Below are 15,885 nucleotides of genomic sequence, written 5' to 3'. Positions count from 1 at the left end.
ATCCTGATCGAACAACCCGGAGGGAGCGATTGACAACCGCGTTTACGTTTACGTAAAAAGCCAGAGGGAGTTCGGTGGCCGCCGCTGCGGCATCGTCCGGAAGAATTGTCAATTTGGGAGAAGCGACATGTACAAGGCACCCGTGGAGGAGATTGCCTTCACCTTGAACCATGTGGCGGGTCTCTCAGACGCGCTGGAGATCGGCCGGTTCGGCGACCTCTCCCCCGATCTCGTCGATGCCATCCTGGCGGAAGCCGGTCGCTTTGCCAGCGACGAAATGGCGCCGCTCGGCGATATCGGTGATCGCCAGGGCGCGCGGCTTGAGAACGGCGTGGTGAAGACGCCAGATGGCTGGCCGCAGCTCTATCGCCACTGGCGCGAAGGCGGCTGGAATGGCCTGACGGCGCCGGAAGCGTTTGGCGGTCAGGCACTGCCGCATATGCTCAACGTCGCGACGCTGGAAATGTGGAATTCCGCCTCCATGGCCTTCGCGCTCGCGCCGACCCTCACGATGGGTGCGATCGAGGCGCTGGTTGCCCATGGCAGCGACGATCTGAAAGCTATCTATCTCGAAAAGATGGTCTCGGGCGAATGGACCGGCACGATGAACCTGACGGAGCCGCATGCGGGCTCCGATGTCGGCGCGCTGAAGAGCCGTGCCGAACGCCACACCGATGGCAGCTACCGTGTGTTCGGGCAGAAGATCTATATCACCTGGGGCGAACACGACGCCGCCGACAATATCATCCACCTGGTTCTCGCCCGTCTCCCGGATGCGCCGGCCGGCACCCGCGGGATTTCGCTGTTTCTGGTGCCGAAATTCCTGGTCGCTGACGACGGATCGCTCGGTGAGCGCAACGACGTGATCTGTCATTCGATCGAGCACAAGCTCGGTATCCACGGTTCGCCCACCTGCACGATGATCTATGGCGACGGCAAGTTCGGCGATGGCACCGGCGCGATCGGCTATCTCATCGGGGAAGAAAACCAGGGCCTCGCCTGCATGTTCACGATGATGAACAACGCACGTCTCGCCGTCGGCATGCAGGGTGTCGCGATCGCGGAAGCTGCGACCCAGAAGGCGGTCGCCTACGCGTCCGATCGAACCCAGGGCAGGGCGCCCGGGTCGACTGGTCCGCAGATGAGCCCGATCATTCAGCACCCCGATATCATCCGCACCCTTTTGACCATGAAGGCTTTGACGCAAGGCTCGCGCGCCATCTGCTTTGCCTGCGCCCACGCGATCGACATGTCGCATCACCTCGAAGGCGATCAGGCCACCCATTGGGTTGAGCGTGCGGCTCTCCTGACGCCGATCGCCAAATCCTTCGCCACCGATTGCGGCGTCGATGTCGCCTCGCTCGGCATCCAGGTGCATGGCGGCATGGGCTATATCGAGGAAACCGGTGCCGCGCGCTATCTCCGCGATGCCCGCATCGCCCCGATCTACGAGGGCACCAACGGCATCCAGGCGATCGATCTCGTGCTGCGCAAACTGCCGCTTTCCAAGGGCGCGCAGGTGCGGACCTTCATCGGTGAACTGCGCGACATCGCGCAGAGAGTGGAAAGCCTCAACGCACCCGGCTTCGGCAGCACAGCGGAACGGCTAAACGCATCGATCGACGATCTCCAGGCATCGACCGATTGGCTGCTGGAAGCGCAGGCAACGGGCCGCGTGGCGGAAGCCCTTGCGGGCGCGACGCCCTACCAGCGCCTGTTCGGCCTCGTCCTGACCGGTGCCTATCTCGCCAAGGGCGCGCTCGTCGCATCCGAAGACGGATCGGGTGACAAGCGCGTGTCGCTTTGCCGCTTTGCGGCCGAAAACATGCTGTCGGAAACCGCAGCCTTGAAGGACCGCGTCATCGCCGGGGCTCAGAGCCTGGAAGCCGCACGCATCGTGCTTGCCTGAGGAGGAATGCCGTGAGCGACGCCACCCTATCAATCGACAACCACGTCCTGATCGAACGCCCTACGGATTTCGAGGGCGTGCTCACGATCCGATTCAACCGGCCGGAAAAGAAGAACGCGATCACCTCGTCCATGTATCACCGCATGACGGCGGCGCTCGCAGGCGCCAATACCGACGACACGATCCGCACGGTCGCCTTTCTCGGCACCGAAGGCTGCTTTTCCGCGGGCAATGACATGGCGGATTTTCTGGCCCACGCGGTCTCAGGCACGGACGAACCACCGGCCGCGGCCCTCTTCATCCGGGCGCTGGCGCTCGCCGAAAAGCCGATGGTATCAGGCGTCGATGGCCTGGCGATCGGCATCGGCACCACGCTCAACCTGCACTGCGACCTGACGATCGCCTCGTCCCGCAGCCTGTTCAAGACACCCTTCGTCGATCTCGCCCTCGTGCCCGAAGCAGCCTCCAGCCTTCTGGCGCCAAGGGTAATGGGCCACCAGCGCGCCTTCGCGATGCTTGTTGCCGGCGAGGGCTTTTCCGCCGATGCCGCGCGCGAGGCGGGCCTTGTGTGGAAAGTGGTCGAGCCGCAGGCCGTCGAGCCGGAAACGCTGGCGCTCGCTGCAAAACTGTCGGCGAAGCCACCGCAGGCGCTGAAGATCGCCCGCGATCTGGTGCGAGGCCCCCGCGACGACGTGCTCGCCCGGATGGACGAGGAACTGACGCATTTCTCTGCCCGGTTGAAAAGCGCCGAAGCTCGCGCCGCTTTCGAGGCCTTCATGCGGCGTTAACGCTGAGTTGCATCAAAGTTCCATCCACGCCGCGCTGCGCCTTCATTCGCAAGGCAAGCGTGGCTAGATACTCCTCAAACGAGGAGGACATCATGCGTACAGCCCTGACCGGCCTGCTTTCCCTTGCAACTCTTAGCCTCTCCTGCCTGCCCGCCGATGCTGGCCCGGCATTTGCCGCGTCCGCCAATACAGCGAACGCGCCGATCACCCTGATACAGAGCCAGCAAAGTCTTTCCGAGCAGACGGACCGGCGCGACCGACGCCGTCAGCGCTATGTCTGCGTGGTGCAGCCGCGCCAGAGCGACGACCGCAACCGTCCCTATGTCTGCCGGGCCGATGAAGGCCGCGTCGGCGGTACCTGCCGCTGCTCCGGCGTCACAGGCACCGGCAGGCTCGACCTCGACGACTAGAGCATGTCCTCCACCCGTCAGCCGTCGACCTTCTCTTCTGCGGGTTGCGGCACAGCCGCACCGAGAGGATTGACGTCACCGACGAACTTGACGAGATCGGCCATGGTAAAGTGGCCGGGCGTGTCGCTCGGCAGTTCCGGCTTCCAGTCGGAGCGCAGCCACAGGAACGACTCGTGGTCGCCATGCACCATGCCGAGGAATGTCTCGGCGATGATGGTGGATGCCATCGGCCCGAGCCGTCTTCCCTTGTTGAAGACCTCCGCTTCCTTGAGAACGTAATACCACAGCGGTGTTTCCTCGAGCATCTTGTGCTGCTTGGCCGCCTTGCCGTCCGGACCCGTGGCAATCTGCTCGGGCGTCAGTGGCTGAAGACCCATGGCGCGACAGATTGCTTGCCCGGAGGGAAGTCCGATCTGTACGCCGCGACGCAGGTTGCGGAAGGCAAGGTCAAATTCCCGCGATGCAACCGAGCCATCACCAGGTCCGCCGGGCAGGGTGTGCAGGGCGGGTGTGATGAACGGGTCCAGTCGCCGGCTGTGGTTGATGGCGAAATTAGTCTCCTTCTCGCCTTCGGGCGTATCCAGATCGTAGAACCGCCGCCAGTCGACGACCCAGTTCGACGGGAGCGCGGCAAACCCGACGCCCGGGTCGTTGGCGAGTTCGCCGGTAATGTTCCCGGACTTTCCGGTGAACAGGAACAGAAGGTCGAGCGTCGCGTTCGCAAGACTATCGGCTGTAGGGTTGAACACCCGGTTGTGGCTATAGCTTTCCCGTACCATCGAATGGCCGAGCCGGTAGCACGCGGCGCCGAATTCGGCGGGCATATAGGGCCGCTGCTTGAACCGGTAGAACCGCCGACCCTCCTTCTTGATCTTCTGGATCAAGCCGGGCTCGGTCAGACGTTCGACGAAATCGAACAGCACAATCCACTGGTAGTGCCAGGTGACGATCCGCCGAGCCTCTTTGAAGAGCGCGGTGCCCTTGAGGTCAGGCCTTTCCGATGCGACCTTGTCGAACACCTTGTTGTGAAACTTCAGCATCAGCAGATGCGTCTGTGCCACCAGCAGGTTCTCATCGTTGCGTTCGTCGAAGATGAGCGCGTGGCCCTCCTGGTTGCGTGGAAGGTCGTTGGGAAGATCCGGGATCGCAGCGCCTTGCTGATCCGATGACGCCGCTGCCCGTCCGATCAACAGTTTGCCGGAAGTTTGCAGCGTTTCGACGTCGCGTTGGTAAAGATAGGGATGGATACCCGGCCCATCGCCGTAGAGCGAATCGAGATCGAGCGCCGGTGTCCGGAAGTTGGTGGTCGCCTTCGGGTCGGCATGCTGCTGGTCGAGAGGCGTCGTGTCGAGCGTGATATCATGGTCGATGAACTGGCCAAGATAGGTGTAGCCGGCCGGAATGTTCGGGTTGTCCTTGCCCGGTTCCGGGTTGCCGTCGTCGAGCAGTTTATCCGCCATAGACTTGGCCAGGGCGGCAAGCGCATCGTCGCTTGCCGAAAACGGTAAGAGATTGGGAAACATGATCCCGAATTTCCCGGGATCACCGATGCCGTCGAAAGAATGCAGCGTTTCCGGCTTCATGCCGCGCACGCCATGCCCATGCATTGCGATCTGTGCCATGCTTTCCCCCCTTGGAGATCGCACTGGCGGCAAGTCATTTGCCGCCTTGGATGCGACACGGGAAAGCTACGCCTCTATGGCTAGGTTGTAAACCAAGGTTGCACAACCGAATTGCGTTCTGTCAAGACTAGCGTCAAACTTTGCTGAGCAGCGCGACGGCTTCGACATGCGGCGACCAGAGAAACTGGTCAACCGGGGTGACCGAGACAATCCGGTATCCCGCATCGACCAGGATCCTCAGGTCGCGTGCGAGCGTCAGGGGATTGCAGCTGACCGCAGCAATCGTCTTGATGTTCGAGCGCGCCAGTTCCTTGACCTGCACTTCGGCACCCGCCCGCGGCGGGTCGAAGACGACGGCATCGAAGTGCTTCAGGTCCATCGGGATCAGCGGTCGGCGGAAGAGATCGCGCTTCTCGATGCTGACGGGCTTCAGCCCCTGGCTGTTGCGGGCCGCATGGTCCAGCGCCTTCAATGCCTTGTCGTCGCTTTCCACCGCGTGCACGCGTGCCGTTCTCGCCATTCGCAGCGCAAATGTGCCCGAGCCGGCAAACAGGTCCAGCACCCGCTTGGCCTTGCCCATATGGCCATGCACCAGCGTCGCCATGGCTTCCTCTGCCTCTTTCGTCGCCTGCGTGAAGCTACCGGGCGGAGGAGAAACTTTGACGCCACCGAAATCGATCACCGGCTTTTGCGGCTCCAGCACGATTTCGCCATTGGCCGAAACACGGGCGATGCCCTTCAGCGCCAGAACCGTCTCGGTCACCTTGCGGCGCTGCTTGTCCGAAAGCGGCTTCAATCCCTCGGCCGCGATATCGAGACCGGAGAGGCTTTCGAGCACCGAAATGCGGAACGTCTCCGAGCCGGTTGCGAGCGCCATGCCGATCGCGCGGATCGCATCAAGCCGCGCCACGATGCCGGGCGCGGCGATCGGACATTCGACGATGGAGATGATATGGTTCGTTTCTGCCCGGTTGTAGCCCAGCAGAAGCTCCTTCTCCGTCTTGCGCGCGGAAAACACCGTGCGCCGCCGCTCGCCCGGATGACACTCGACCGTCTCCTTGACGTCGGGCGTCAGGCCCTTGGATTTCAGCGCGTCGATGACGAGCTGGCGCTTGAAGTCATTATACGGCGCCTTGGCGAGATGCTGCAGCGAACAGCCGCCGCAGGCATCGCCATCGGGTCCGAAGTGGCGACAGACCGGTTCGATCCGGTCCGGCGAAAGGTTGCCCGTCGACATGACCGTGCCGTGGTCGCCATTGCGGGCGATCGCCAGCGTTTCGCCCGGAAGAGCATAGGGAACATAGACCGGCCCGTCCTCGCCGTTGGCGACACCGTCGCCCTGTGCGCCAAGACGGTTGATGGTGACGTGAACCGTGCTCATTCCGGCTTCCGTCCTGCCAGGAGAAACTCCTCGTTGCCATCACCGCCGGCAATCGGCGAGGGGATCAGGCCAAGGCTTTCCCAGCCCATGTCTTCCACCAGCCAGCGTTCCAGCTCAGCCGCCACCGCCGGTGCCGTGTCCGGCTCCTTCAAAAGGCCCCGCTTGCCGATCGCGTCGCGGCCGGCCTCGAACTGCGGCTTGACCAGCAGCGCGCAATAGCTGCCCGGCAGCGCCAGTTCCAGCGCCGGCGGCAGGGCCAGCTTGATTGAGATGAAGGACACGTCCGAAACGACGAAATCGATCGGCCGGTCGTCGATATCGTCAGCCTCGAGATAGCGGGCGTTGACCCCCTCGATATTGCTGACGCGTGGATCATCGGCAATCCGCGGATGCATCTGCGCATGGCCGACATCGAGTGCCGTCACATGTGCTGCGCCGCGGGCGAGCAGGATTTCGGTAAAGCCGCCTGTCGAGGCGCCCACATCGAGACATTCGCAACCGGTCGGATCGAGCTTGAAGTGATCGAGTGCGGCAACCAGCTTCAGCGCCGCGCGCGACACATAGGCGCTCGCGGGATCGTCCATCTCGATCTGCGCTGTCGAGGACACGATCTGTCCGGACTTGGTAATGATGCGACCGTCGACCTTGACGGTGCCGCGGGCAATCGCGTCGCGCGCGCGCGAGCGGCTGTCGACGAGGTTGAGGGTGACCAGAAGCTGGTCAAGTCTTTGTTGAATGTCTGACATGCCTTCCCATGACGCGGGCGAGCCCCGCACGCAAGACAAAATCGCGTTTCGACCTGCCGGACAAGCCTCAGCCGGTCTTTTATAGTTCGCTTCTTCTGCCTATTGTTGCCGCGCCAACCGGAAGGGGAATGAATGAGACGCTGGACAATCGCTTTCGGGGCCACGCTGACGGCCGGCCTGCTTTTGGCTGCACCGCCGCTTTTCGCCAATGATACGACGGCGGAACTGACGACCGGCGGCCTCGTCTATGTCCAGACCGCCGATATCACCATGGCCGAAGAGCATCTTCATCTTTCCCGCCAGGAAGTCCGGGTCGACTACGTCTTCAGGAACGACACCGAAAAGGATGTCGAAAGCGTCATCGCCTTTCCGATGCCGGATATTACAGGCGGCGCTGAGAGCGACATCGCCTATGGCGATCCGGAAGCCGACAACTTCCTCGGCTTCACGGTCCTGCAGGACGGCCGCGAGATCAAGCCGCAGCTCCAGCAACGCATCATTGCCACCGGCATTGACCGCACCGAAGACCTCGTCGCCCAAAAGGTACCGCTTCTGCCCTATAGCGACAGAACCACCGAGGCCCTCAAGACCCTGCCCGATGACGTCAAGGCCGACTTCATTGCCAAGGGCTTGGTCCGGATCGATCGCTACGATGCCGGAAAAGGCTGGCAGGAGGACATCACGCCGGCATGGACGCTCCGCTCCGCCTATTGGTGGAAGACGACGTTCCCCGCGCAAAAGCCGGTCAAGGTCAGCCACCGCTACAAACCGAGCGTCGGCGGCACGGTGGCCATGACCTTCATCGAAAACGGCAAGCCGGCCTATGAGCACGCCCGCTACGTCGAACGCTACTGCATCGACGACAGCTTCATGAAGACAGCCGCAAAGCTTCAAGTCGCAGCCACCAAGGGCGGCCCGCATTATGCCGAGCAATGGCTATCTTACGTGCTCACCACCGGCGCCAACTGGTCCGGCCCCATCGGCAAATTCCGCCTGACAATCGACAAGGGCAACCCCAAGGATTACGTCAGCCTCTGCGCCGCCAACATCAAGAAAACCGACCCGACAACCTTCGAGATGACCGCCGAGGATTTCACGCCGGAGAAGGACCTGCACGTGCTGTTTCTGACGGCGGGGGAGTAGCGAACAAACTCGCCCGGACGAACATCTTCATCTCGCCCTGCCGAGTGCTAGCACGACATCTAAGTCACGAGACGGACGGGCAAGGAGAGCGAGGCTGAGGCCTTTACCCCGCAGCGCCAACACCAACCTGGGTCTTGCCCAGCGCATTGAACACCGTCTTGACGATGCCGGCGCGGTCGAGGCCGGCTTTGGCGTACATCACGTCGGGGCTTGCCTGTTCCATCCAGACATCGGGCAGCACCAGCGAGCGAACTTTCACACCGTGGTCGAGCAAACCTTCCGTGCTGAGGAATTGCAGCACATGGCTGCCGAAGCCGCCGACGGCGCCTTCCTCGATGGTGACAAGCACTTCGTGATGGCGGGCAAGCTGGCGGATGAGGTCGTGGTCCAGCGGCTTGGCGAAGCGAGCGTCTGCAACCGTCGTCGAAAGACCGGCGGCATCGAGATCTTCGGCTGCCAGCAGACAGTCCTTGAGGCGCGTGCCGAACGAGAGAAGCGCCACTTTCGCGCCCTGCTTGACGACGCGGCCCTTGCCGATCTCCAGGATCTGGCCGCGTTCCGGCAGTTCGATACCGACGCCTTCGCCGCGCGGATAGCGGAACGAGATCGGGCCTTCGTCATAGGCCGCGGCAGTGCGTACCATATGCTTCAGTTCGGCCTCGTCGCTGGCGGCCATCACGACCATGCCGGGGAGAGTCGCAAGAAAGGTCGTGTCGAACGAACCGGCATGGGTCGGCCCGTCAGCACCGACGAAACCGGCGCGGTCGATCGGGAAGCGCACCGGCAGACCCTGGATCGCCACGTCGTGGACAACCTGGTCGTAACCGCGCTGCAGGAAGGTGGAATAGAGCGCGCAGAACGGCTTGAAGCCTTCCGTCGCAAGGCCTGCCGCAAAGGTAACGGCATGCTGTTCGGCAATGCCCACATCGAATGTGCGGTTGGGGAAGGCAAGCTGCAGCTTGTCCAGCCCCGTACCGTTCGGCATCGCGGCAGTCACGCCGACGATCTTGTCGTCAAAACCGGCTTCCTGAACGAGGGCGTCGCCGAACACGCTGGTATAGGACGGCGCATTTGGCTTGGCCTTGGCCTGCGCGCCGGTGATGACGTCGAACTTGTTGACGCCGTGATACTTGTCGGCCGCAGCTTCGGCGGGGGGATAACCCTTGCCCTTTTGCGTGACGACATGGATCAGCACCGGGCCCTTGGCATTGTCGCGCACATTGCGCAGCACCGGCAGAAGATGCTCGAACGAATGACCGTCGATCGGGCCGATGTGATAGAAACCCATCTCCTCGAACATCGTGCCGCCGGTCACATAACCGCGGGCGTGTTCGACGGCACGGGTAATCGCCCGGTCGATATTCTTGCCGAGATAGCCGGTCAGCTTCTTGCCCACTTCGCGCATGCCCATATAGGTGCGGCCGGAAGCAAGGCGGGCGAGATAGGCGCTCATGGCGCCGGTCGGCGGCGCGATCGACATGTCGTTGTCGTTGAGGATGACGATCAGCCGCGCGTCGAGCGCACCGGCATTGTTCATCGCCTCATAGGCCATGCCGGCCGACATCGCGCCATCACCGATCACGGCGATCACATTGCGCTTCGAACCGGCGAGATCCGAACCCACTGCCATGCCGAGGCCGGCCGAAATCGAGGTCGAGGAATGCGCTGCACCGAACGGATCGTATTCGCTTTCCGCCCGGCGCGTGAAGCCCGAGAGACCGTCCTCCTGGCGCAGCGTGCGGATGCGATCGCGGCGACCGGTCAGGATCTTGTGGGGATAGCACTGGTGTCCCACATCGAAGATAAGCCGATCGTCAGGCGTGTTGAACACCTTATGGATGGCGATCGTCAGTTCCGTGACGCCGAGGCCGGCACCCAGATGTCCGCCGGTCCTGGAGACGGCGTCGATCATCTCGTCACGCAGTTCGCGGGCAAGCTTCGGCAGGTCGCGGTCATCGATCTTGCGAAGGTCGGCGGGAAGCTTGACGGTGTCGAGCAGCGGCGTCTCGGGCAGGGGTGTCACAGAGGCTGGCTTTCTCTTCTTTTGTTCTCAAAAGCAACTATCACCCCAACATGAGGATGAAACCGGCTTTTTCAAGTTGTCCACGGAGACAACCTTGCCGCGGTTTTAATCGATTTCAGCTGACGGGCAAGGGGAGGGACTCGGGGAAGGGAGGGTGTCGCCAACGGCACGAACTCCTGGTCGCCGGGTAAGATATCGAACCTACAGCGTTTCCTGATCAACGGGGTAGCGCGAAAGGAAGGTTTCGAGGTCGGTGAGGAGGGGCTGGAGATTGTTGGTGCGGATCGTCCAGAGGCTTGAGTTCAGCGAACCGTGGTAGTCGTGTCGCAGGATGTTACCGAGATGGCGTATCGCGATCCAGTCGTGGCTTGGAAACAGTTCTTCTGCCAAAGGTCCGATCTTGACAGCGGCTTCCGATATCCGCGCGAAACATCGCTCGGTCGCATCGCGGACGAGCTTGTTTTCGCCGTAAGTTTGCAGGTCAAACCCGTGCGTGTAATCAACAATGGATCTCGCGTTCTCGACGATGTCGCGCATCCGCGTCAAAGGGCGCTTAGAAGGCAAACTTGCGGTCCTTCTCTACCGATTGCCGAACGCGTTCTTTCTCGATCGGCTCTGCAATGACATCGACCTTGTCAAAACCTGTGATATTGATGATGCGCTCCTGCAGCATTGCAAGCGCGCTGAAATAGCCCCAGCCCGATTTTGCGACAGGGTCGGTCAGCTTTACCAGAACATCAAGATCTGACTCGTCCGTCGCCTCGCCACGCGCTACCGAGCCAAATATCGACATCTGCTCCGCGCCTGCGGCGCGCATTTCGGCCTCGTGCTCCCGAAGCTTGGCGATGACCTGGTCCTTGTCCATGGGGAGACTATAGCGCAGGTCGGGATTTCAGTCGAGATGCAACTCAGGGCTTCATGCGAGTGAAGGCCTCACTCGCCGTCGAGCGGCTCCACGCCCTGCGGCTTGCCGCTGCGGTCGAGGCGGATCTTTTCGATCCGGCTTTCGGCAGCGTTGAGCAGCTTTTCGCAATGCTTCTTCAGCGCTTCGCCGCGCTCGTAGATGGCGATGGATTCGTCAAGCGCCACGTCGCCGCGTTCCAACCGCGCTACGATGCTTTCCAGCTCGGCAACGGCCTTTTCGAAGGAATAACCAGTGACGTCGATCGGAGCGTTCGGCTCGCCTGGGGCTTCGGTCATGTCCTTCATCCTCTCATCAGTCTGCAGATATGCAGGCCGGCCGATTCCGCCAGCCCTTCCAGATCATAGCCACCCTCGAGCAGGCTGACGACCCGGTTGCCGGCGTATTTCCCCGCAATTTCCATCAACCGGCCGGTCGCCCAGTCGAAATCGTCGCCGACCAGATTGATCTGCGCCAGCGGATCGCGGTGATGCGCATCGAAGCCTGCCGAGATCAGCACAAGATCCGGGCGGAAGTTTTCGAGCGCCGGCAGGACGCGGCTCTTGAAGGCATCGCGAAAATGGTCGCTGCCGTCATTGGCCGAAAGCGGCGCGTTGACGATCGTGTTCTTCGTGCCCGTCTCGTCTCTGGCGCCTGTGCCGGGATAAAGCGGCATCTGGTGCGTCGAGCAAAACAAAACGGACGGATCGTCCCAGAAGATGTCCTGCGTGCCGTTGCCGTGATGCACGTCCCAGTCGACGATCGCGACACGTTCGACGCCATAGGTCTGCTGCGCATGGCGGGCGGCGATGGCGATGTTGTTGAACAGGCAAAAGCCCATCGCCTTGGTCTTTTCCGCGTGATGTCCCGGCGGACGCGAGGCAACGAATGCGTTGTCCACCTTGCCGGTCATCACGTCGTCGACGGCCGCGATCGCGCCGCCGATACCGGTCAGCGCCGCCTGAAAACTTTTCGGCCCCACATGCGTATCGGCCTCGATCTGCAGGATCGTGTCTTCCTCGGGGATCTTGCGCATCACCCAGCGCAGGTGTTCTTCCGGATGCGCCAGAAGCACCGTGTCTTCATTGGCCTGCGGCGCCTGTTTGCGGTCGAGCTTGTCGAAATTGGGATGTTCGAGCGCGATGTTGAGCGAACGCAGCCGGTCTGCCCGTTCAGGATGGCCTTCCGGCGTCGCGTGCTCGAGAAAAATGGAGTTTTCGTAAAGGCGCGTGGTCATTGGGCGGCCTCGTGAGGTGTGTTGAGCTCGGACATGGCGCAGAACGGCGATGTTTTCAAGCGCATACCCCTTGCTCTTCACCGGATTTGCCGTGAAGTAGGCGCATTAGGCGTTTTTTGGAGTGCGGGCAGGAATGGCGAAGGATATCGGCAAGACCCATGATTTTCGCGTTGCCTATCGCGATGTGGATCTTAACGGCGAAATGTTTCGCGCTGCCTATATCGGCCTTGCGGAACAGGCGGTCACGGAATTCTGGCACCGCCGCAAGCCGGCAACGGATGACCCGTTCTTTGCGGTCGGCAAGATCTCCTGCACCTATCACATGCCGCTGAAGCTCGGCGATCTCGTCCATACCCATGTCGGAGTGAGCAAGATCGGCGGCAAGTCCGCAGGCTTTATCGTCCGCTTCACGCGCGGCAGCGATGAGGTGGCCGAAGCCGAAATCGTCTGGTCCGCATGCGATCCGGAAACCCGGACGCCGGCCGCGCTGCCCGAAGACCTGCGCGACTGGCTGTATCAGTTCCTCGACTGACCGCTTACGCGCGCTGCGGCAGCAGCGGATAGCCTGCCATCACGGCCCGACCGGCGAGCGCCGCAATCACAGCCTTCAGGACGTCGCCCGGAATGAAAGCGAGCGAGCCGAGAAACGCTTTGACGAAGCCCATGCCGGTGATCAGCGCCAGATAGGTGATGCCGATCCCGTAAAGCACGATCACGCCGCCCATCAGGGCTGCGATAAAGAAGTTCACGCCCTGCACCAGCCCCGCCTGGTCGCGACCCACCATGATCTGCGACAGATAGCCGGTTACCATGGCTGCAAACACCCAGCCGATCAGATAACCGGTCGTCGGCGCCATGAAGACGGCAAGGCCGCCGCGGCCGCCGGACAGAACCGGCAGACCGATCGCTGCAAGCACCAAGACCAGGAGGACCGCGATCGTGCCGCGCTTGGCGCCGAGCACGACGCCGGCCAGCATCACGCCGAGCGATTGCGCCGTGATGGGGACGGGAATGAAACCGAGCATGACCGGCGGCACCAGTCCCAGCACGATGATGATAGCGGCAAACAGGGCGGCCAGAACGAGATCACGAGTAGGCAAATAGCTATTCCTTGACGACTGAATCTGTATCACTTCTGCGCACGGATTGCCCGGGCGTCAATTGCGCTGGCAATCTCGTCGGCATTCTTCAATGTGAGGATGATCAGCGGGACGATGATGGAGAGGGTTCGAGGGCGCAACCCTCGCGCGATATGCGCATCGCGGATGGCCTGGTGACGCAGCAGGATTTCCGGAATGAAGCGCAGCACAAGCCCGATCGACAAGCCGATATCCGCAGCTTTTACAAGCCCGAGCTTTTCCAGCGGCGTGGCCGCAAATGTCACTTCGGTAATAAAATCGCCGGTAGTGGTCGTGGCTGTCACCGCAGACGCAAGAAGCGCCAGTGCCGAGAGCCGGAAAAACACGCTGACGGCCTCGACAGGGCTGTTGAAAACCAGCGTGAACAGCGCAACGGCTGCGATGGTGAGGAAAAGAACCCGCAGCCGCAGCCATGTTTGCCGCCATCCGATTCGCAGCGAAGCGAAGAGCAGGCCGCTGGCGACCGCACCGACGCCAAGTACTAACGGCGACTGGATGAGGAACAGAGCAAGGCTTGCGGCAGCCAGCAGCACAAGCTTCGCCCGGGCCGAAAGCCGGTGCAGAAAGCCGCTGCCGTCCACGTAAAGCGTTTTCATGCCGCAAGCTCGCGGTAACGGGCGATGGTCTCGGAAGCCGTTCCGTCGCCGGCAAGCCGGCCGTTGTCGAACAGCAGAACCCGATCGAAACCCGCAATGAGATCGAGATCGTGGGTGAGCACTATGACGTTTTCGGTGAGCTCGCTGATCGTGCGGGCCACCAGGTTGCGGTTCTTCAGGTCCAGCTGGTTGGTCGGCTCGTCCATGATCAAAATGTCCGGTTCTGTCACCAGAACCGAGGCGAAGGCCGCAAGCTGCAATTCGCCGCCGGAAAGCTCGTGCGATCGACGGTCGGCAAGATGTCCGATGCCGAAGCGCTTGAGGATCGCCGTCGTGCGGGCCTCGATTTCGCCTTTCGAAAGCTTGCGCGACGTCAGGCCCAGCGCGATGTCTTCCTTCAGGATCGGCAGAATGATCTGGTTTTGCGGGTTCTGGAAGATGAAACCCACTTGGCTGCGGGCGCTGTCGGCGTCTGCCTTCGTATCGAAGCCGTTGACCACGACTTTCCCGTTTGCGGGAGAAACCAGCCCATTGATCATCCGCGCAAACGTTGTCTTGCCGGAGCCGTTGAGGCCGATCACGCCGATGCGGCGCTCGGTCAGCCGCACCGTCAGCGGATGCAGCGTGACACGCCCGTCGAAGCGGGCTTCGGCCTTGTCGAAATGGATGTCCAATGCCGGTCCTCGGTTGCTGAACGGTCTATATCGCGGCGGGAGCAGAGCGGGAAGGCGGAATGAAAAGTGAACATTGCATCCGGTCCACTGTCGCCCTAGTCTCGTTGCCATGGCGATTCTGATCGACAATGCCCGCGCAAGACGGATTTTCATCGAACGGCAGCAGCTTTCCGCACCGCCGACCCGTGCGCTCAACAAGGCCGGTCTTCTGCAACTGATCGATGATCTGGGCTTCGTGCAGGTGGATAGTATCGCCACCGTCGAGCGCGCCCATCACATGATCCTGTTTTCGCGCAACCAGACCTATCGGCGAGAGCATCTGACATCGCTTCTGGAAAAAGACGGCGAGCTGTTCGAGCACTGGACCCACGACGCCTCGATCATTCCGGCGCGTCTGTTCCGCTACTGGAAGCATCGCTTCCGCCGCCGCGAACCGATTCTGGCCGACCGCTGGCGCAAATGGCATGGCGAGAGTTTCGATTCCGCCTTCGAGGACACGTTCCGGCACATTTCGGAAAACGGCGCGATCATGTCGCGCGACATGAAGATGGAGGATCACAAATCCGGCGGCTGGTGGAACTGGCACCCGAACAAGACGGCGCTCGAATATTACTGGCACACCGGCAAGCTTTCGATTGCAGGCCGGGTGAATTTCCAGAAGATCTACGATCTGACCGAGCGCGTTATTGCCGCCCACCATCACGAACCGAATGTCAGCCACGAGGACTTCATCGACTGGGCCTGCCGCAGCGCGATGGAAAAGCTCGGCTTTGCCACATCGGGAGAACTCGCTGCCTTCTGGGATATCGTCACGCCGGAAGAGGCGAGGGACTGGGTGAAAGCCCATCGCGACGAACTCGTCGAAGTCCTGATCGAAGCCGCCGACGGCAGCCGACCGCGCGCCTGCTTTGCCTTTGCAGGCTTTCCCGAAAACCTCGGTGATATTCCAGAGCCGCCGGCACGGGTGAGGGTGCTGAGCCCCTTCGATCCGCTTTTGCGCAACCGTGACCGGGCGGTGCGGCTGTTCGATTTCTTCTACCGTATCGAGGTTTTTGTGCCGGAGCCGAAGCGCCAATACGGCTATTATGTCTTTCCGCTTCTGGAAGGCGACCGCATGATCGGTCGCATCGACATGAAGGCGGAGCGCAAGTCCGGCGTGCTCGATGTCAGGCGGCTGTGGCTGGAAAAGGGCGTCCGGGCATCCGCGGGCAGGCTGGACAAGCTCGATGCCGAGCTGCAGCGGGTCGGGCGATTTGCCGGCGTGGACAAGGTCGTCTATCGGGACGGCTGGCGGGACTAGGTCCCGTCAGCCGTTT

17 protein-coding genes are annotated in these 15,885 nt (G+C 61.8%); 6 read left to right on the top strand and 11 right to left on the bottom strand.

The genetic code is table 11. The features are described 5' to 3' along the window. Nucleotides 1-127 precede the first annotated feature (127 nt). The 3 genes from ACQY1L_RS11295 (at nucleotide 128) to ACQY1L_RS11285 (ending at nucleotide 3,107) form a co-directional block, all read left to right on the top strand. The gene (locus ACQY1L_RS11295; RefSeq protein WP_430240916.1) at nucleotides 128-1,909 is read left to right on the top strand and encodes an acyl-CoA dehydrogenase; all 1,782 of its coding nucleotides are present in this window, start codon (nucleotides 128-130) and stop codon (nucleotides 1,907-1,909) included. A gap of 32 nt (nucleotides 1,910-1,941) precedes the next feature. Then, nucleotides 1,942-2,697, top strand: coding sequence for a crotonase/enoyl-CoA hydratase family protein (locus ACQY1L_RS11290; RefSeq protein ID WP_430243925.1), 756 nt, complete (start codon nucleotides 1,942-1,944; stop codon nucleotides 2,695-2,697). 92 nt (nucleotides 2,698-2,789) lie between these two features. Continuing rightward, a complete protein-coding gene (locus ACQY1L_RS11285) occupies nucleotides 2,790-3,107 on the top strand; it encodes a hypothetical protein (protein ID WP_430240915.1) in 318 nt (105 codons plus the stop codon). A gap of 17 nt (nucleotides 3,108-3,124) precedes the next feature. Here ACQY1L_RS11285 and ACQY1L_RS11280 read toward each other — a convergent pair whose 3' ends face one another. The 3 genes from ACQY1L_RS11280 to ACQY1L_RS11270 all read right to left on the bottom strand — a co-directional run bounded on the left by ACQY1L_RS11280 (nucleotide 3,125) and on the right by ACQY1L_RS11270 (nucleotide 6,856). Further along, on the bottom strand, nucleotides 3,125-4,729 hold the full coding sequence (locus ACQY1L_RS11280) for a peroxidase family protein (protein WP_174195741.1): 1,605 nt from the start codon (nucleotides 4,727-4,729) through the stop codon (nucleotides 3,125-3,127). Between the two features lie 133 nt (nucleotides 4,730-4,862). Beyond that, the gene (locus ACQY1L_RS11275) at nucleotides 4,863-6,110 is read right to left on the bottom strand and encodes a class I SAM-dependent RNA methyltransferase (RefSeq protein ID WP_430240914.1); all 1,248 of its coding nucleotides are present in this window, start codon (nucleotides 6,108-6,110) and stop codon (nucleotides 4,863-4,865) included. After that, the gene (locus ACQY1L_RS11270; protein WP_174195742.1) at nucleotides 6,107-6,856 is read right to left on the bottom strand and encodes a TlyA family RNA methyltransferase; all 750 of its coding nucleotides are present in this window, start codon (nucleotides 6,854-6,856) and stop codon (nucleotides 6,107-6,109) included. Before ACQY1L_RS11270 ends, ACQY1L_RS11275 begins: the two co-directional genes overlap by 4 nt. Before the next feature lie 132 nt (nucleotides 6,857-6,988). Between ACQY1L_RS11270 and ACQY1L_RS11265 the strand changes: the two genes are divergently transcribed. Beyond that, nucleotides 6,989-7,999: a DUF4424 domain-containing protein gene (locus tag ACQY1L_RS11265; protein WP_430240913.1), complete on the top strand. Its 1,011-nt coding sequence runs from the start codon at nucleotides 6,989-6,991 to the stop codon at nucleotides 7,997-7,999. A gap of 103 nt (nucleotides 8,000-8,102) precedes the next feature. Here ACQY1L_RS11265 and dxs read toward each other — a convergent pair whose 3' ends face one another. The 5 genes from dxs to ACQY1L_RS11240 form a co-directional block, all read right to left on the bottom strand. Next, complete coding sequence (gene dxs / locus ACQY1L_RS11260; protein ID WP_092661447.1) at nucleotides 8,103-10,022, bottom strand: 1-deoxy-D-xylulose-5-phosphate synthase; 1,920 nt, start codon at nucleotides 10,020-10,022, stop codon at nucleotides 8,103-8,105. 201 nt (nucleotides 10,023-10,223) lie between these two features. After that, complete coding sequence (locus tag ACQY1L_RS11255) at nucleotides 10,224-10,586, bottom strand: HepT-like ribonuclease domain-containing protein (protein ID WP_430240912.1); 363 nt, start codon at nucleotides 10,584-10,586, stop codon at nucleotides 10,224-10,226. Beyond that, nucleotides 10,576-10,887 carry a nucleotidyltransferase family protein gene (locus ACQY1L_RS11250; protein ID WP_430240911.1) on the bottom strand — a complete coding sequence of 104 codons (312 nt, stop codon included), beginning with the start codon at nucleotides 10,885-10,887 and terminating at the stop codon, nucleotides 10,576-10,578. Before ACQY1L_RS11250 ends, ACQY1L_RS11255 begins: the two co-directional genes overlap by 11 nt. 68 nt (nucleotides 10,888-10,955) lie before the next feature. Continuing rightward, the gene (locus ACQY1L_RS11245; RefSeq protein ID WP_062454826.1) at nucleotides 10,956-11,222 is read right to left on the bottom strand and encodes an exodeoxyribonuclease VII small subunit; all 267 of its coding nucleotides are present in this window, start codon (nucleotides 11,220-11,222) and stop codon (nucleotides 10,956-10,958) included. Nucleotides 11,223-11,227: 5 nt separating this feature from the next. Further along, complete coding sequence (locus tag ACQY1L_RS11240) at nucleotides 11,228-12,160, bottom strand: histone deacetylase family protein (protein WP_430240910.1); 933 nt, start codon at nucleotides 12,158-12,160, stop codon at nucleotides 11,228-11,230. A 133-nt stretch (nucleotides 12,161-12,293) separates the two neighbouring features. On the opposite strand from ACQY1L_RS11240, the gene ACQY1L_RS11235 reads away from it, so the two are divergent. Further along, on the top strand, nucleotides 12,294-12,692 hold the full coding sequence (locus ACQY1L_RS11235) for an acyl-CoA thioesterase (protein ID WP_062453650.1): 399 nt from the start codon (nucleotides 12,294-12,296) through the stop codon (nucleotides 12,690-12,692). Between the two features lie 4 nt (nucleotides 12,693-12,696). Here the strand turns inward: ACQY1L_RS11235 and ACQY1L_RS11230 are convergent, their stop codons facing one another. From ACQY1L_RS11230 to ACQY1L_RS11220, 3 genes are read right to left on the bottom strand one after another with little or no spacing between them, the layout of a single operon-like run. Beyond that, entirely contained in the window at nucleotides 12,697-13,260 is a 564-nt protein-coding gene (locus tag ACQY1L_RS11230) for a biotin transporter BioY (RefSeq protein WP_062453649.1), read from the bottom strand. A gap of 29 nt (nucleotides 13,261-13,289) precedes the next feature. Next, nucleotides 13,290-13,895 carry an energy-coupling factor transporter transmembrane component T family protein gene (locus ACQY1L_RS11225; RefSeq protein WP_192076526.1) on the bottom strand — a complete coding sequence of 202 codons (606 nt, stop codon included), beginning with the start codon at nucleotides 13,893-13,895 and terminating at the stop codon, nucleotides 13,290-13,292. Next, the gene (locus ACQY1L_RS11220) at nucleotides 13,892-14,569 is read right to left on the bottom strand and encodes an energy-coupling factor ABC transporter ATP-binding protein (protein WP_430240909.1); all 678 of its coding nucleotides are present in this window, start codon (nucleotides 14,567-14,569) and stop codon (nucleotides 13,892-13,894) included. The genes ACQY1L_RS11225 and ACQY1L_RS11220 overlap by 4 nt, the downstream gene beginning before the upstream one ends. A gap of 109 nt (nucleotides 14,570-14,678) precedes the next feature. On the opposite strand from ACQY1L_RS11220, the gene ACQY1L_RS11215 reads away from it, so the two are divergent. Continuing rightward, entirely contained in the window at nucleotides 14,679-15,869 is a 1,191-nt protein-coding gene (locus ACQY1L_RS11215; RefSeq protein WP_430240908.1) for a winged helix-turn-helix domain-containing protein, read from the top strand. Nucleotides 15,870-15,885 lie beyond the last annotated feature (16 nt).

Origin of the sequence: Neorhizobium sp. DAR64862/K0K3, assembly GCF_050500185.1 — a bacterium.
Classification (GTDB): domain Bacteria; phylum Pseudomonadota; class Alphaproteobacteria; order Rhizobiales; family Rhizobiaceae; genus Neorhizobium; species Neorhizobium soli.
Note: the sequence above shows the minus strand (reverse complement) of the source record. Positions and strands in the feature narration are given on the sequence as shown.

Coding starts and splice junctions, on each gene's coding strand:
- ACQY1L_RS11265 (WP_430240913.1), top strand. CDS start 6,989: ATGAGACGCTGGACAATCGCTTTCGGGGCCACGCTGACGGCCGGCCTG.
- ACQY1L_RS11275 (WP_430240914.1), bottom strand. CDS start 6,110: ATGAGCACGGTTCACGTCACCATCAACCGTCTTGGCGCACAGGGCGAC.
- ACQY1L_RS11240 (WP_430240910.1), bottom strand. CDS start 12,160: ATGACCACGCGCCTTTACGAAAACTCCATTTTTCTCGAGCACGCGACG.
- ACQY1L_RS11225 (WP_192076526.1), bottom strand. CDS start 13,895: ATGAAAACGCTTTACGTGGACGGCAGCGGCTTTCTGCACCGGCTTTCG.
- ACQY1L_RS11250 (WP_430240911.1), bottom strand. CDS start 10,887: ATGGACAAGGACCAGGTCATCGCCAAGCTTCGGGAGCACGAGGCCGAA.
- ACQY1L_RS11280 (WP_174195741.1), bottom strand. CDS start 4,729: ATGGCACAGATCGCAATGCATGGGCATGGCGTGCGCGGCATGAAGCCG.
- ACQY1L_RS11285 (WP_430240915.1), top strand. CDS start 2,790: ATGCGTACAGCCCTGACCGGCCTGCTTTCCCTTGCAACTCTTAGCCTC.
- ACQY1L_RS11245 (WP_062454826.1), bottom strand. CDS start 11,222: ATGACCGAAGCCCCAGGCGAGCCGAACGCTCCGATCGACGTCACTGGT.
- ACQY1L_RS11235 (WP_062453650.1), top strand. CDS start 12,294: ATGGCGAAGGATATCGGCAAGACCCATGATTTTCGCGTTGCCTATCGC.
- ACQY1L_RS11295 (WP_430240916.1), top strand. CDS start 128: ATGTACAAGGCACCCGTGGAGGAGATTGCCTTCACCTTGAACCATGTG.
- ACQY1L_RS11215 (WP_430240908.1), top strand. CDS start 14,679: ATGGCGATTCTGATCGACAATGCCCGCGCAAGACGGATTTTCATCGAA.
- ACQY1L_RS11270 (WP_174195742.1), bottom strand. CDS start 6,856: ATGTCAGACATTCAACAAAGACTTGACCAGCTTCTGGTCACCCTCAAC.